The organism is Parageobacillus thermantarcticus (assembly GCF_900111865.1).
GTDB classification, from domain to species: domain Bacteria; phylum Bacillota; class Bacilli; order Bacillales; family Anoxybacillaceae; genus Parageobacillus; species Parageobacillus thermantarcticus.
In genome coordinates this window covers 1-14398 of record NZ_FOJS01000055.1, presented here as the reverse complement: position 1 = coordinate 14398, position 14398 = coordinate 1, and the positions used below count along the sequence as shown (strand labels likewise).

Genomic DNA, 14398 nt, shown 5'->3' with positions numbered 1-14398 from the left:
CTCGTCTGGGATGACATCGGCAAGGCGAAATGGTCCGAAGCAAAAGAAGCATTGTACTACCAAATTATCAACGAGCGATACAGAAAGCAAAAACCGATTGTCTTTAATAGCAACGAAGATCGCGGAACATTGAGTGAAAAGATCGGATATGCTGCGGCAAGCCGATTGCTCGGACAATGCGGTCCATATCTCCATGAAGTCGAAGGTGAAGATTTTCGATTGAAAGGGGCGTAAAGAACGATGACATGCGTGAAATGTGACGGTACGGGTCGGCTATACACCAAAGTAGCAAACGGCGCGTGCTTGGTGACGGCTTGCGATTGCGAACATGCGAAGCGTGCCAGACAAGAATTCGAGCGGGAAATGGCCGAATTTCGGCGCCGGCTGCGTGAAGCGAAAGAACGGTTCGGAATAGCCGTGAAGTGATGCGTAGAGGGGGAGAGGATACATGCAACCAGGGGATTGGGTGTATTGCGTAAATCCGCACGAATATGTCTTTGGATGGTTGGGATATATCGACTGGATACGGCCGCCAGAATGCAAAGTGGTTTTTGTGCGAACAAGACTAAACCAACCGGTGCGGGAAGAACGCCGGATACTATTGAGCCGTCTCGAACCTGCTGGCGTGTCTACGGATTGGACAAGCTCTGAACTGAACGCATTGATTGATTTGGCACTTGATACACGTGACGAGGAATGGTTTTACGAACTTGCTGCCCGGAAAGGGGGTGAACGTGTTGATACTGTATAACAGCGTAAAAATGATGCAGGAGTTAAAACGCCAACACGTCATCCGCCAGCTCATCGAGATGGGCATACACGAGTATGAAGGACGGGAGATCGGGGAGCTGGATTATGATCGGTTGAAATATATCCTTGCGCTAGCAAGGTTAAAAAACTAACACGCTCTAAAACTTCAAATTTTAGCCCGTATGGCGTTTTTCTTGTGAGGGTAATAAAAGTATTTGAAAGCGAGAAAAACGCCGTACAGGGCAAAAACAGGCGTCTATAAGCCTAGCTGGAGGGAATGAGATGAACCGATTATGGGACGTCTTTTTGACGGCTACAGCAATTGTATGTGTCACAGGCATAGTAGTTCTCCTGATAGTCTTGGCGTATTTGGTTTTTTAACTTGGAGCACGTGGAGTACATTCGATTCATTTACGAATAAGAGGTGAAAATTCATGAATTTAGCTAAACTTTTCGAAATGCAACGCCGGCTGGATGAACAACAGGAGATATGGAAAGACATTCCTGGGTTTGAGGGTGAATATCAAGTTAGTAATTTAGGTTACGTAATTGGAGAGAGACTAACCCTAAATTTTTCACTACAACTAAACTAGCGAAATTATACGGTGTTAAACATTACCATATTTCTCGGATTTGCGAATTCAAAGCATGGAAAACAGTAATTTAAATGGGGGGATTGGAATGAATATCAAAAAATTATTTGAGTTACAAAAGCAATTGGATTTACGAATCGAAAAAGAGCATCCGCGGAAACCTGGCGAAGATCGGTTAGCAAAGAAAATCCTTGCGTTGATGGTGGAGCTTGGTGAACTTGCGAACGAAGCTAGATTTTTCAAATATTGGAGCCATGACCAGGCGCCGAGAACAAAAATTGAATATATATGCCCGACTTGTAACGGAACTGGCGATGAAAATTATGATAGTTATATTGACGATCTCGAAGGTGGTTACACGCACGAAGTCATTAATTGTGAGGATTGCGGGGGAACGGGGACTTTAGGTTACAAAAATCCACTCCTTGAAGAATACGTGGACTGCCTGCATTTCATCTTATCGATCGGAAACGACATCAACATGAATGAAGTGTATGAAGATTATGAACCAAAGCCGTTGTATTTCGGTGACGGTGATATTTTAGGGCAATTTATCGCCATATACGATTGGATCAACTCCCTTTATTTCCATCGTCATGAGGATGTTAATGGTGAGATGTATGATTTGGTTTTTGCTTACTTTCTGGGTCTTGGCGAAATACTCGGCTTCACATGGGAGGAGATAGAAGAAGCGTATCTTCGTAAAAACGCCGTCAATCACCAACGGCAAAACAGCGGCTATTGAGGTGTAGCGTATGGATAAATTCCTTATTTGTCTGACAAAAAATAGCGAAGGGAAGCCGTGCAGCAATACGGCTTTCCGAATCAAGAAAACAGAAAACGGACTGATTGCCGTATGTACCGAGTGCAAAGCAGAACATGAGGTGAAATGATGCAGGAACAGATACAGCAACTCATAAGAAATCAAGAACAAGAGATTGAAAGATTACTGGAAACAAAGCGAAACACGGAACCAACGGACGAGTTATATGCAATATGCGAAATTGTGGTGTTGCAGAAGCAAAAGTTTATCACAAAATTACGGGAGTTATTGTGAGGTGGGAAAATGCAAATCAAAATCCGCGCATGGGATAAAGATAGTGAAACAATGATTTACGGTGTTGGCATTACCACAGAAAGTGATGGTGGTATCCCTTATCAAATACCGGTAAATGCCCACGACTTCGACCAATTTGATTATTATCCAAATAGCATCATCATGCTATACACCGGATTCAAAGACAGTGACGGCAAAGAAATTTATGCCGATGATATTTTAGAAGTCAAGGATTCGAATGGAGTTATTTGCCGGACAGTAGTTGAGTATGTTGACGGGGCGTTTCGGGTGGACAAATGGTATCCGAAGGAACCAACAAGCGTTGAACATGTCAATTATACAGGTGAGTGGGAGGAAATAGAAGTTGATATTGAAGATTACGAATTTCTAGGCGTTGTTTTGCAACATCATTTGGAATTCAAGGTTGTTGGGAATATTTTTCAGGATGGTGATTTGCTTGATAGTGAAATATCAAAAGCCGATCGTGATTGAAAACACATGTAATTGCATAGTTGATGAAACAGAATTGAAAAATGCAATTATTTGGTATTCTGATAAACCTGTAGCTAGAATAAAAAAGATTTTTATGCAAGGAAATTATCCGGCTGTATCAATACATGGAGAAAAAATTCATGTTCATAGATTACTTATGATGTACTGGTTAAAAAGAAAACTGGATACGAACGAACATGTGCATCACAAAGATCATAACAAACTAAATGCTTTAAAAGAAAATCTCGAAGTTATTGCTTCTTCGAAACATTTAAGCTCGCACAATAAAGGGAAGAAATTAAGTAAAGAACATAGAAAAAAGATTGCAGAAGCTAACAGAAGAAGAAAAGTGAAGTATAAAAAGCGTGTAAATATAGATTTGAACGAATTAAAAAGTTTACTTGATAAAAATTGGAGTATTAATCGTATAAGTAAATATTTTGGATGTGACAGAAGCACTATTAAAAATAGAATTTACGAACACCCTCACCTATTGGGCGGTGAAGAACAATGAGCGATAAATTCATCGAGTATTTAGAATCCCGTAAGCAAACAACAGTGAAATTATTGTCTGACGCAAAAACAGAAAAAGACAGACAAGTATGTGAGATAGCGATAAAGATTTATGACAGCATCATCCAAGATATTCGAGAGGGGAAAGTATGAGTGGCAGAAAATCAAAACGAAAAGGATACGAAGGGGAAAGGGAATTCGTTTCCCTTATCCCCGGCAGTAAACGGGTACCGTTAAGCGGTAGTGTCGGTGGAGAGCATAGCAACGATGTGATATTGCCGAATGGATGGCGGGCGGAAGTGAAGCGAAGAAAAAGCGGTATGAAACAGCTATACGATTGGCTGAATCAATCCAATCCTGATGTGGTGGCGTTTAGGGCAGACAGACAGGAATGGATTGTGTCGATGAAACTTGAAAAATTTCTTGAGTTGCTGGAAAGAAGGAGTGATACATGAACCAGTTGACGATTTTCGATTTTGTTGGGGATGAGCAGATAGCTGATAGCGCCATATTGAACAGGATACAGAGCGCTTTTCCCGGCTGGGAAGCGATTGGATATATGAAAGACTGGGAATGGGGAAAAAGCGATGACTACGCAGCGATCATTCATCAGAATGGCGTTTACAAATGGGTGCGCGTAGAGTTGTATCACGATGGCCGTTCCCGCGCTGGATATACAGAGCGTACGGATTTTGAACCGTATTGGTTCGATCAGTATGAGAAAAAGGGAAAACATTGGGTATGGCGATCGCTTGATGATAAAAACCAAGTTTTTGAGATTGCAAGGCAAAACATGGGGTGAACAGGATGGCAAACTTGACGAAAATTTCTCCCTCTCGCATGGGACCGCCACGGTTTGGCAACAGGCCGCACGGGATAGATACGACAGTCAAAACGTATCAGCTGACGCCGGAACAGCTTGAACGATATAAAAACGGCGAAAAGCTTGATGATATTTTGAAGGGAGAGGATACGATGGAACAACAAAAGCCGAAAGTGATCGCATACGCGAAATATGAGGAAGTCGTTGCGGAACGTGATGAGCTGAAAAAGCAGCTGGAGGAATTGCAAGCGAATATGGAAAAGGAAGTTGCACATTGGAAAGAGTTGTTTGAAACGGCGATGGCGGACAAAGAGCAGTTGCACAAAGAAAATCTTACTCTCGAAAACGAGGTGCAAAGATTGAAAGAACTTGTGTCAGAGCTGACGGAACGCAATGATCGCTATTCGGATGAGTGGATCGATTTGCACAAGGAATTGAGAGCGTTGAGGCTATATGCGCTAGAGAAATTGCAGAAGGACGTGTACGGGGCTTAAAAACGGTGATTACCATGAAGAAAAGAAAGCGCCGAGCAAAATGGTATCTGCTATATCGCCGTGAAGATGGACAAGCTGTCTATCGCTATGAGCCGTTGCAAAAGTGCGAGTTAAACAGCCGAATTCGAAAAGGTTGGAAGGTAGTACAGTGAAGTCTTTGTGAATGGTAGACGAATTAAGCGACATAAAGAAAGGTGATAAATATGCAGAAAGTTGAAGAATTAGAGAAAAAGTTGTTAGAGGTTATTGAAGAATTTTGCAAAGAAAATAAAGGCGTAAGAGTACTTTATGATTCAAATTACGCTAGTGGTCGTATTCATATCAAGGTAATAGAAAACGAATAAATTATGTCGTAATTCGAAGTTAATCTGAACGATCAAGGTGGTTTTATGGGCAAATCACTACGCAAAATCAAACGTGAAAGGGAGAAAGCATCTTCTCCCTTTCACCCAGAAGTAATGAAGGCGTGGAATCGTGGGTTCGAAGCAGGTGCCAAACGGCAAAACGAATTAGACACGCAATTGATGCTGGAGTGGCTTGGAAAGCTTGAGGAAATCCCGGGCATTGGCCCGAAAATGGCATGGAGAATCCGGGAGCATTATTTGGAGTTTATGAAAGGGAAGAGGGAGAAGAATTAAACCTAAGCATCGTGTTGCATAGCAGACACATAATGCTCAATAAAAGAAGGGTGAGAAAATTGGAAATTAGCAAAGCTGTTAACATAGCAGTTGGTTGTGTAATGGCAAGTTCTTTAGACATGAATGAAAAACGGGAAGTAATTGAATCACTAAGGAAATTTGAAAGGCAATTAGAAGAAGCCAATGAGGATAGAGCGATTTTGGCAGAAGTCATAAACACAAGCAATTATGCGGATGAATTGAACAATGAATATGAGCGATTAAAAGCTCTTTGTGAAGATTAATTCGCAGTACGAAGAAAATGCGAAAGAAGGTGAAACCATGTTGCAAGGCATCTGCATCGATACAGCTGCAACGACGGTGCTGGAGAGAGGAAAACAATATTTCCTCTTTCCGGCCGGTCCTAACCACTACTACGTTTCGAAGTTTCCGAATGCAAATGCTCATACTGGGTGTTTTCGCAAATCGCTGTTCCAGATCGTTCAGGAAGATGAATGGCCACCGGAGCCGTCAGCGAACAATGTGCCAGCGTTGGACGATTCTAAAGTCTACAAAGCACGGCTCGTTTGGCGGACACGAGGATACAGAGATACCAAGCTGGGAATGTATTATCTGCGGCCATCTGGAACACATGCATACTTTTACTACGACAAGGAGTTGAAACGGCATGGTGGCTGCTTCCCGTTGCACTGGTTCGCGGATTTTAGAGAAATGGACGAAGAAGAAACTGAAACAAATGAGGTTGTTCTTGAAACAAAAGCGCCGAAACTTGAAACAAATGAGGAAATGCCTGAAAACTTCGAGCAAATGAGCATCTTCGATTTTGTTGAGTGAGGAGGGAGAGGAATGAACGATAAAGAAATGTTGCAGAAGATAAAAAACGTTAGAACAGCCGTGAAGGAGATTTACGGGAATGTCAACACCATCACATACCATATTTATATGGTCGATTGGCTTATTGAACAAGCGGAAAAAGCAGAGTGGTTACGACAAAATCTCTTGCAATCACAGAAGGAAATAGAATGGTTATTGCAACGAATTGATCGATGCAAGGAACAGCTTAAAGAAGCACAGGAACAAGTTGAATACTTTGAAATGAAATACGAAAATACAGGCGCGGTTTTCAATCGTCAGTACATGCGAGAGAAAATCGAACGGTATGAGAAAGTGTTGAAAGAAATGATCGAAGCGAAAGACCTAGCAGATTGGCTTTCGCAAAACGAATGGGCAACGGAAGCGGATTATTTCATCACGAAAGCAAGGGAAGCATTGGAGGAAAAGGAATGAAAAAATATTTGTGGTTAGTTCATTGGGATAGCTATCATGCCGGTTCTTTTCAAACACGTATTGTGACGGACAAAAAGGACATCGTAAAGGCTATCGAGGTTTTTAAGCAGGTTAAAAAAGCGCCTATTCGCGAAATTGATATCAATCGAGTCGAATTTATCAGCGAAGTATATATGTGAAAAATAAAAAAGACCGGACTTCTCCCGGCCAAGAGGAATGACGGTGAATACAATGGGAATCCTTGACAATATTATAACGGGAGTGGTCCGGTTGGTAAAGTATAAACAATTGTCATTCCTTCGCGATGTTGACGGCGAGAAAACAAAAGAAGCAGTCGAGGCAGCACTTGAAAAATATCGCATGTATATGTTGACGGTTCCGGACGAATTCCTGCCACGCGTGACGCAAACGTACTCTCTCGTGCCGCCGTCGCAGACAAATGCGTTTCACTCGTCTACGGAAGACGCGGCGATCAAGAAGGTGGACTTTGAGCGTGAAAGAGACGAATATATGAGGAAAATCGTGCGTGCAGTGAATCGATTGACAAAACTGCAACGAGAATTGATCGTGAAACGATACATGACATTTGAGGAGCCACGCGACTGCGATGTGTACAATGATATGTGTATCAGTGAATCAAAATACTACCGTGAGCGTGAGAAGGCGTTCTACAAGATAGCTTTTGCCCTAGGGATAGAGGTTTACAAAGAAGAGGCACCTGTGTAGGTGTCTTTTTATTTTTTTTGAAAAAATCGCAAAAAATTTAAAAATAGGTGTTGACTAGTCACCGAACGATGACTATAATTAAAGTAGAACATCACCAAACGGTGATAAAATTCATCAAAAGGTGACGGGGGTGAGAGGAAATGAAAAAAATCAACGTTCGTCAAGTGATGAAAAGAGCAGTTGAATTGGCAAAAACGATGATCGGGGATTGGGTAGCTCGGATGGCGCTGGCTCTTCGCCAAGCATGGAAGGAAGCAAAAGCAGTTGTCGCGAATGAAATCGGTGCGATCCAATTGGGTGAAGGTGAAAAAGCGCTCAAAATTGGCAAACACGTTGTTACTTTCGAATATTTAGGAAAAACTTATACGCTTGATGTTACTGTGAAGGTTCGACAAAAGAAAAAAGAGTTTGATGTCGAGCTTGTTGGACAGCGGATCAACCATTCGCACGGGGATACAACAGAAATCCGAATAACAGAGTTTATTCCGATTGGAAAAGCGCGCATCGAAGGCGACTATATTATTATCGCGAAAGGCGTCAGACTCAACGTGAACGCTCGCATTTTGGCCGGCGACGTTAGCATGTACGGCCATGAGAAAGCGAAAATCATCAAAAAGGGGGAATAAAACAATGAATATCAACATTACTGCTGCTGAATTACGCGGGGTTGTCGATTACATGGACGTTGTGACAGAAAAACTATACGATGTCGATGGTTGGACCGACATCGAGCAGGTCAATCGTAGCGAAATGGGAGGCGTCGAAGTCACCGAATTGCGGCTCTACAACAGATATGTTGATGGCGATGACATTCAAAACGTGTACGTTCGATACTACGGCATTAACGATGGCACGCCGGACGATAAGGCTGTTGTTGATATTGAAATTGATTGAATAATATCGATATAAAGGGGATGAAATCTATGGAACAAGTCATTGCAAGTTTCGAAAAGAAAGGTATTCAAATTGAGGTGGTTGTAAAGGGAACGAGAGTTTACCTTATTGCGAATGGTGTGAAAGCAAGTGCAGATCCTCTCAAACATTCGCAGCATGGATGGTATTATCGTGTTGCATACAAAAAAGCTTTTACAAGCCTATTTGACAAAAAAAGTGACGTTGTCAATTTAGTGCACGAATCAGCTGAAATTGCAAAACAGATGATCGACGAAGCGGTTCAGCGGGAAAAAGAAGAAAAACAAAGAAAACTTGAAGAAAAATTTCAATCACTTACAAATGACTCAAATATCCGGTTGGTTTGGGGAACAGATTATAGAACCATCATAGTTCCAAACCAACCAGAATTGAGCGAGCATCCGTTTTTCAAACAAGTAATCGAAATATTGAAAGAAACCGGATGGTATACCAAAGATATTGAAGAAGCGATCGGAAGAAAAGCTGATGATGTTGACTTTGGTGATTATAGCATCACTCATTATTATGATATGACAATCGGAGAATTGAAACAACTAGTTGCAAAAGCAGAGGAAGTTGTAAAGCAAAAAGAAAAGCAAAAAGAAGCAGAAAAAGCAGAGTTGCAAGCAAAATTCGATGAAGCAAAACGCACTGGCCAGAAGGTTGAAATTCGCCGCTGGACAGATGATTGCAACGATCCGAAAGAAGAGTGCGATCTGGATATCGTGATTGAATACGCGATGCCAGATGGATCTGTAAAAGTTGAAAGACATCACACTTGGTAAGGGAGGACATCATGAAATTTCATCTACATGAAGTTATGACCCCTAGCGAAGCTGCAGAACGCTGGGGGCTGAAACGAAATACTCTTGTAGCAGCTTTGAACCGCGGTTGGTTTGACAAACAAATCAAAAAAGGGCTTATCCGAAAGTATGTGAAGGAAAATGGAAAAACGGAATGGTATATAACCGAACAAGCAATGTTTGAGAAATACGGACATCCAAAGGGGGAAGAAAAATGAAAATCGTTTTTGAAAGATCAAATGGAATGTGGACTGGGCAAATTATACACGTGCCAATCAACAAGTGACAGAAAACTGAAAGAAAACTGAAGGAAAAATGACGGAAAGATGACAGATTATTTTGTGTCAGACATGATATGATGATAGCGTGGGATATATTGAAGCAGGACGAAACTTCCCAACAAAGTGCTTTTTGCCAAGCGTCACTCCGATCGGGGTGGCGTTTTTATTTTGGAAGGAGGTGAAAATGCGATGGCTAAGAATAAAAAGCGTTCTCTAACAGAAGATGAATTGCTTCAAATTTTAGCGAGAAACAACAAACAATTGTATGAAGCTGTTATCCAACTAGAGAAAGCTAGAGAAAGTGGTCGTAATGCTGATATTGAAGAAGCTGTACGAAATGCTGGTATCGAAAGTGGCGAAGGCCTTATGCTAATTAAACTAATGCGTTATTTACGCGGTGAAATCGAATTGGATGACATCGCCTAAGCAAATGAAGCGTCACTCTAATTTATGGGTGGCACTTTACATTAAGCGAAAGGACATAAAACAATGTCTTCATGAGATAAGAGGATATTGCTTTGTGTCCTTTTTATTGGCTTTGGAGTGATGAACATCATTCTTATTTGGAGGGAAACAATATGGTTTTTGAAAAACCCAGTGCTAGGATTTATTACGGCGAAAATCACAGGGTAAAACCTGAGCCACAAACACCAAGGCCGCCTAAGCCACCATCGCAAAATTCTACCGAAAGTGAACATAAGCCTGACAAGAAATGCAATCACTTGTATCGTGAGTTTAGAGTTGAGAACGCCAGCGATATAATTCTCACAGTCTATTTCTATTGTCAAAAGTGTTTGGATATACAGATTAAAAAAATCGAATTGTAAGCACTCAATCGGGTGCTTTTTTATTTGGAGGGATAAGAATGAAGCCTTGTAGTAAAAAACCGCCTATCGGTTTAATACCAGAACGTATATGGAAAACCCAAAGGTTTGAGGATGTAACAGCAGCAATCCAACGATATTTAGATGCTGGATTTGTAGTACCGGATGAATGGCTAGATGAATACAGCAGATTAAAGAAGGAACTGCGTTTGGAGTGATTTTATGCCGAGCAAACCACTCCGACCATGCAACAAGATCGGATGCACTAATTTAACAAGGGATAGATACTGTGAGCAACATAAACACCTAGCCAAACAAAGACAACGATCAAGACAGAATGATAAGGACTATGACAAGTATAAACGAAACCAACAAGCAAGGGCATTTTATCACAGTAAAGAATGGGAACGGATTAGATTAGCGGCATTAGCCAGAGACAATTTTTTATGCCAGCATTGTCTGAGGAATAATCGCATAACACCTGCCGATATGGTTCATCACATTATAGAGATAAAAAGGGATTGGTCTAGAAGACTGGATTTAGATAATTTGATTAGCCTTTGTAATAGTTGTCACAATAAAATACCTCACTACAAGGGTGAGTAAAATGACTGAGATATGGAAGGATATTCGAGGTTTTGAGGGTAAATATCAAATCAGTAACTTAGGGAGAGTAAGGAGCCTAGATCGTTTTGAAATTGTAACAAATCCTAGAGGGAAATTCAAAAGGTTCCGCAAAGGAAAGATATTATCTCTTAATGATAATGGTCATGGATATTTGACGGTGAAACTAGGCAGAAAAGGTGGAAGACGCTACGTTCATAGGTTGGTCGCTGAGCACTTTATTGATAACCCGTTAAACCTCCCTGAGATAAATCACATTGATAATAATACAAAGAATAATGTAGCGAGCAATCTTGAGTGGACGACAAGACAAGATAATATACTTCATATGGTGAAGCAAAACAGACAATCAAAAGGTAGTGATCGTCCAAAGGCTAAGTTGAAAGAAAGCGATGTTGTTAAGATAAAGGAAATGTTGAGGCAAGGTATGGATATAACGCAGATCGCCGAAAGATACAAAGTTCATCCTACTACTATTAAAGATATTCGAGACAACAGAACATGGAAACATGTTGGATGAGTAAATTTATTTTCCGGTACCCTAGGGGTGGTCTGGAAAGTTTTGACCGGCAATGGGAGACCGGCCTGCAGGGCCTTCGCGCGAATTTTTTTCGCAAAATGAAACTTTTTCAAGAAGGGAGGGAAGAAAAATGCCAGGTAGACCGAGCAAACCTGTCCAACTTATTAAGTTGGAAGGCAATAAAGACCGGAGAACAAAAGCGGAACTGGAATATCGTGAAAAATTCGAAAAGTCCCTTTACACCGGTACGAACTTTAAAGAGTCTCCGGAAGTGAAGTCCGATCCGGTGGCGCACAAAGAATTTTTGCGGCTCAAAAAGCTATACAAACACATTCAATATGTGGATGGGCTGGATGAACAGATCATCAACCGGTATTGTCTCATGGTAAGCCAAGAACGGAGCTTGCAGCAGACAATCAAACAGCTAAACAGTGACATTGAGAACGCGGATGACTTTGAAAAACGAGCAGAAATGTACAAGTTGCTTGCCAGCCTAATGACCAAGCTGAATCAGACCCGTGACATGATTTTGAAGCTCGAAGATCGCCTTTTCCTAAATCCGACGGCAAGGGTAAAAGCGATTCCGAAAAAACCGCCGGAGGATGATGCCAAGAAATCGCCAATGGCCGAGTTTTTAAAACGAAGAGCAGGTGGCAACCATGCCACATGATAAACAACGGGCGTTAGAGCCTATCGAATTTATCCAGATGCTCAAAGCTGTTGACGACTTTTACGGACAACCTTTTATGCTGCTCGATTGGCAATACGAAGTTTTATGGGACGTATACGGAACTGTAAACGAGAAAGGATATCGGCAATATCGATACGCATATTTGGAAATCCCAAAAAAGAACGGAAAGACTTCTTTGATAGGTGGTCTGTCACTCTATCATTTAGTGTGTGATCCGCCTGGTGGCCAAATTTATTGCTGCGCTGCCGATAGAAGCCAAGCAGAGCTAGTTTATAAAGCGGCTACAGGCATGATTGAGCAGGACGAGGCTTTACAGAGCATCTTAATCGTTCGGGACAGCCGGAAAGAAATTCGGAACAAGGAAACGGGAACAATTTTAAAAGTTTTATCAGCTGAAGCGTACACTAAACATGGAATCAACCCGACTGTTGTTATTTTTGACGAGCTTCATGCTCAACCGAACCGTGATTTGTGGGATGTCATGACGTTCGGTGCTGGCGCGGCACGGAAAGAACCTTTGTGGTGGGTAATCACTACCGCAGGAGATGATCCAGACCGCAAATCTATCGGTTGGGAAGTACACGAATATGCAAGAAAAGTTAGGGATGGAGAAATCCATGATCCTACTTGGTACGTGAAAATATATGCAGCTGATGAGGATGACGATATTTTTGATGAGAAAACTTGGTATAAAGCCAATCCAAGTTTAGGACATACCATTTCCATAGAAGCGGTTAGACAAGAGGCGTTAGCTGCTCGAAACAGTGAAGCGGCGGAACGCCTTTTTCGTTGGTTGCGGTTAAATCAATGGGTCTCTTTGAAACGAACGGGATGGCTTCCACTCTCTTTGTGGGATCGAACAGAAGGGAAATGGGATTTGTCGGAACTTGTAGGCAAACGATGTTATCCAGGGCTTGATTTATCGAGCACGACCGACATTACAGCCGTCTGTTACTTGTTCCCGCCACAAGAAGGATTTTCGGATTGGCGCTGCATTTTTGAAGCGTGGATACCGGAAGATAACATGAAAGAACGTGTACAGCGGGATAGAGTGCCTTATGACCGTTGGGTGAATCAAAAGTATCTATACGCAACGCCGGGTGACGTCGTGGACTATGATTTTGTGGAAGCGAGACTAAAAGCCGCCAGCAAACAATATGATGTTCGGGCGTTGGGCACAGACCCTTGGAATAGCCGAATGCTGACGCAACGGCTGATGAAAGATGGGATTAATGTGATTGAAATTCAACAAAACATGAAAAATATGAGCCCGGCTATGAAGATGATCGAACAGCTGATGAAACGCGGCATGATGACGCATGAAAAGAACCCGGTGGCACGATGGTGCTGGGGGAATATCGCTATTGCGGTTGATGGAAATGAGAATATTAAGCCGATGAAAAACAAGTCGAAAGATCGCATCGACTTAATCGTTGCGCTAATTAACGCAATGGCCACGGCAATGCTGTTTGAAGAAGTGAAATTCGATGTTAATGAAGCGACTGAACAATACCTCAAAATGATGGGATGGTGAACTAATGGCCAAGGTGCTTAAAAGTTTCATTACGAAGATGCTTAAAAGTCTTCTGACCGAATGGTTAGAGGACTTTTTAATTTTGATTGGTGTTGTCATCGTGCTTTATAACACTTATCAGCATTTCGGGAACGTAATTGGCAACTATGTATTAGGCGCGATATTCTTACTTTTCGGTTTCGCGTTCGCTAAATGGTGATAGCAGTGACTCCTGTGCAAAGGAGGTGAGAATGTGGGATTTGTTAGAAGCGCGTTAAAAAGAAGGGTAAAAAACGAGAGCGAGACGGTAGATTTAAACAATCCACTTTTATTGCAATGGCTAGGCATTGATCCGGATACGCCTAAAGACCAATTGTCCGAAGCGACCTATTTTGCTTGTTTAAAAATTTTATCCGAAAGTCTAGGAAAATTGCCTCTAAAGATGTATCAACGTACCGATCGAGGCATCGTGAAAAGCGATAAAGAGGATGTCTACAACATTTTAAAGCTACGTCCGAATCCCTACATGACCAGTAGCATCTTTTGGTCAACGGTGGAAATGAACCGGAACCATTACGGCAACGCGTATGTATGGTGCCGGTACGATGGACCGGTACTGCAAGATATGTGGATAATGCCAAGCAATCATGTTGTTATCGTTGTGGACGACCAAGGGATTTTAGGAAAAAAGAATGCAATATGGTATCGTTACAACGATCCATATGATGGCAAGCTATACGTCTTTAGAAACGACGAGGTTTTGCATTTAAAAACATCTACAACCTTTGACGGCATCACCGGCTTGTCTGTCCGGGATGTACTGAAGCATACGGTTGACGGCGCGCTCGAAAGTCAAA

The 14398-nt window shown here is 41.9% G+C and carries 30 protein-coding genes and 1 pseudogene; all 31 read left to right on the top strand.

Going from position 1 to position 14398, the window contains the following annotated elements:
- A pseudogene (locus BM278_RS16190) lies at positions 1-234 on the top strand (ATP-binding protein); the annotation flags it as partial.
- A gap of 6 nt (positions 235-240) precedes the next feature.
- Positions 241-426, top strand: a complete 186-nt coding sequence (locus BM278_RS16185) for a hypothetical protein (protein ID WP_090949198.1) — start codon at positions 241-243, stop codon at positions 424-426.
- Between the two features lie 22 nt (positions 427-448).
- Positions 449-751, top strand: a complete 303-nt coding sequence (locus BM278_RS16180) for an IDEAL domain-containing protein (RefSeq protein ID WP_090949199.1) — start codon at positions 449-451, stop codon at positions 749-751.
- Positions 735-902, top strand: coding sequence for a hypothetical protein (locus BM278_RS18910; RefSeq protein WP_167359616.1), 168 nt, complete (start codon positions 735-737; stop codon positions 900-902). The genes BM278_RS16180 and BM278_RS18910 overlap by 17 nt, the downstream gene beginning before the upstream one ends.
- 282 nt (positions 903-1184) lie before the next feature.
- Positions 1185-1343 carry an NUMOD4 domain-containing protein gene (locus BM278_RS19720; RefSeq protein ID WP_090949202.1) on the top strand — a complete coding sequence of 53 codons (159 nt, stop codon included), beginning with the start codon at positions 1185-1187 and terminating at the stop codon, positions 1341-1343.
- An 88-nt stretch (positions 1344-1431) separates the two neighbouring features.
- Complete coding sequence (locus tag BM278_RS16170) at positions 1432-2088, top strand: dUTP diphosphatase (protein WP_090951815.1); 657 nt, start codon at positions 1432-1434, stop codon at positions 2086-2088.
- A gap of 321 nt (positions 2089-2409) precedes the next feature.
- Positions 2410-2892, top strand: a complete 483-nt coding sequence (locus BM278_RS16165; RefSeq protein ID WP_090951812.1) for a YopX family protein — start codon at positions 2410-2412, stop codon at positions 2890-2892.
- Entirely contained in the window at positions 2858-3406 is a 549-nt protein-coding gene (locus BM278_RS16160) for a hypothetical protein (RefSeq protein WP_090951809.1), read from the top strand. The genes BM278_RS16165 and BM278_RS16160 overlap by 35 nt, the downstream gene beginning before the upstream one ends.
- Positions 3403-3558, top strand: a complete 156-nt coding sequence (locus BM278_RS18905) for a hypothetical protein (protein ID WP_015985622.1) — start codon at positions 3403-3405, stop codon at positions 3556-3558. Before BM278_RS16160 ends, BM278_RS18905 begins: the two co-directional genes overlap by 4 nt.
- Positions 3555-3860, top strand: a complete 306-nt coding sequence (locus BM278_RS16155) for a hypothetical protein (RefSeq protein ID WP_090951806.1) — start codon at positions 3555-3557, stop codon at positions 3858-3860. The genes BM278_RS18905 and BM278_RS16155 overlap by 4 nt, the downstream gene beginning before the upstream one ends.
- Entirely contained in the window at positions 3857-4207 is a 351-nt protein-coding gene (locus tag BM278_RS16150) for a hypothetical protein (RefSeq protein WP_090951805.1), read from the top strand. The genes BM278_RS16155 and BM278_RS16150 overlap by 4 nt, the downstream gene beginning before the upstream one ends.
- Positions 4208-4212: 5 nt before the next feature.
- On the top strand, positions 4213-4722 hold the full coding sequence (locus BM278_RS16145) for a hypothetical protein (protein ID WP_090951803.1): 510 nt from the start codon (positions 4213-4215) through the stop codon (positions 4720-4722).
- Between the two features lie 5 nt (positions 4723-4727).
- The gene (locus tag BM278_RS18900) at positions 4728-4874 is read left to right on the top strand and encodes a hypothetical protein (RefSeq protein WP_167359663.1); all 147 of its coding nucleotides are present in this window, start codon (positions 4728-4730) and stop codon (positions 4872-4874) included.
- Positions 4875-4925: 51 nt separating this feature from the next.
- The gene (locus BM278_RS18895; RefSeq protein ID WP_167359662.1) at positions 4926-5066 is read left to right on the top strand and encodes a hypothetical protein; all 141 of its coding nucleotides are present in this window, start codon (positions 4926-4928) and stop codon (positions 5064-5066) included.
- A gap of 45 nt (positions 5067-5111) precedes the next feature.
- On the top strand, positions 5112-5360 hold the full coding sequence (locus BM278_RS16140; protein WP_090951801.1) for a hypothetical protein: 249 nt from the start codon (positions 5112-5114) through the stop codon (positions 5358-5360).
- 59 nt (positions 5361-5419) lie between these two features.
- On the top strand, positions 5420-5644 hold the full coding sequence (locus tag BM278_RS16135; protein WP_143093474.1) for a hypothetical protein: 225 nt from the start codon (positions 5420-5422) through the stop codon (positions 5642-5644).
- Positions 5645-5681: 37 nt separating this feature from the next.
- Entirely contained in the window at positions 5682-6194 is a 513-nt protein-coding gene (locus BM278_RS16130) for a hypothetical protein (RefSeq protein ID WP_143093473.1), read from the top strand.
- A 12-nt stretch (positions 6195-6206) separates the two neighbouring features.
- Positions 6207-6647 carry a hypothetical protein gene (locus BM278_RS16125; protein ID WP_090951796.1) on the top strand — a complete coding sequence of 147 codons (441 nt, stop codon included), beginning with the start codon at positions 6207-6209 and terminating at the stop codon, positions 6645-6647.
- Positions 6644-6826: a hypothetical protein gene (locus BM278_RS16120; RefSeq protein ID WP_090951794.1), complete on the top strand. Its 183-nt coding sequence runs from the start codon at positions 6644-6646 to the stop codon at positions 6824-6826. The genes BM278_RS16125 and BM278_RS16120 overlap by 4 nt, the downstream gene beginning before the upstream one ends.
- Before the next feature lie 52 nt (positions 6827-6878).
- Entirely contained in the window at positions 6879-7373 is a 495-nt protein-coding gene (locus BM278_RS16115) for an ArpU family phage packaging/lysis transcriptional regulator (RefSeq protein ID WP_244151204.1), read from the top strand.
- Between the two features lie 140 nt (positions 7374-7513).
- Complete coding sequence (locus BM278_RS16110; RefSeq protein ID WP_090951791.1) at positions 7514-7999, top strand: hypothetical protein; 486 nt, start codon at positions 7514-7516, stop codon at positions 7997-7999.
- Positions 7965-8267: a hypothetical protein gene (locus BM278_RS16105; protein WP_143093472.1), complete on the top strand. Its 303-nt coding sequence runs from the start codon at positions 7965-7967 to the stop codon at positions 8265-8267. The genes BM278_RS16110 and BM278_RS16105 overlap by 35 nt, the downstream gene beginning before the upstream one ends.
- A 29-nt stretch (positions 8268-8296) precedes the next feature.
- A complete protein-coding gene (locus BM278_RS16100; RefSeq protein ID WP_090951784.1) occupies positions 8297-9070 on the top strand; it encodes a hypothetical protein in 774 nt (257 codons plus the stop codon).
- A gap of 11 nt (positions 9071-9081) precedes the next feature.
- Complete coding sequence (locus BM278_RS16095) at positions 9082-9306, top strand: helix-turn-helix domain-containing protein (protein WP_090951781.1); 225 nt, start codon at positions 9082-9084, stop codon at positions 9304-9306.
- Positions 9307-9558: 252 nt separating this feature from the next.
- A complete protein-coding gene (locus tag BM278_RS16090) occupies positions 9559-9795 on the top strand; it encodes a hypothetical protein (RefSeq protein WP_090951777.1) in 237 nt (78 codons plus the stop codon).
- Between the two features lie 439 nt (positions 9796-10234).
- A complete protein-coding gene (locus BM278_RS18890) occupies positions 10235-10411 on the top strand; it encodes a hypothetical protein (RefSeq protein WP_167359661.1) in 177 nt (58 codons plus the stop codon).
- 4 nt (positions 10412-10415) lie between these two features.
- On the top strand, positions 10416-10799 hold the full coding sequence (locus BM278_RS16080) for an HNH endonuclease (protein ID WP_090951771.1): 384 nt from the start codon (positions 10416-10418) through the stop codon (positions 10797-10799).
- 1 nt (position 10800) lies between these two features.
- Positions 10801-11337, top strand: a complete 537-nt coding sequence (locus BM278_RS16075) for an NUMOD4 domain-containing protein (RefSeq protein ID WP_090951768.1) — start codon at positions 10801-10803, stop codon at positions 11335-11337.
- 130 nt (positions 11338-11467) lie between these two features.
- Positions 11468-12007, top strand: coding sequence for a P27 family phage terminase small subunit (locus BM278_RS16070; RefSeq protein ID WP_167359660.1), 540 nt, complete (start codon positions 11468-11470; stop codon positions 12005-12007).
- Positions 11997-13562 (top strand): terminase large subunit, encoded by a 1566-nt coding sequence (locus BM278_RS16065; protein ID WP_090951763.1) that lies wholly within the window; start codon positions 11997-11999, stop codon positions 13560-13562. Before BM278_RS16070 ends, BM278_RS16065 begins: the two co-directional genes overlap by 11 nt.
- A gap of 232 nt (positions 13563-13794) precedes the next feature.
- Positions 13795-14398, top strand: a 604-nt coding sequence (locus BM278_RS16055; protein ID WP_143093471.1) for a phage portal protein, incomplete at its 3' end; no start/stop codon positions are given.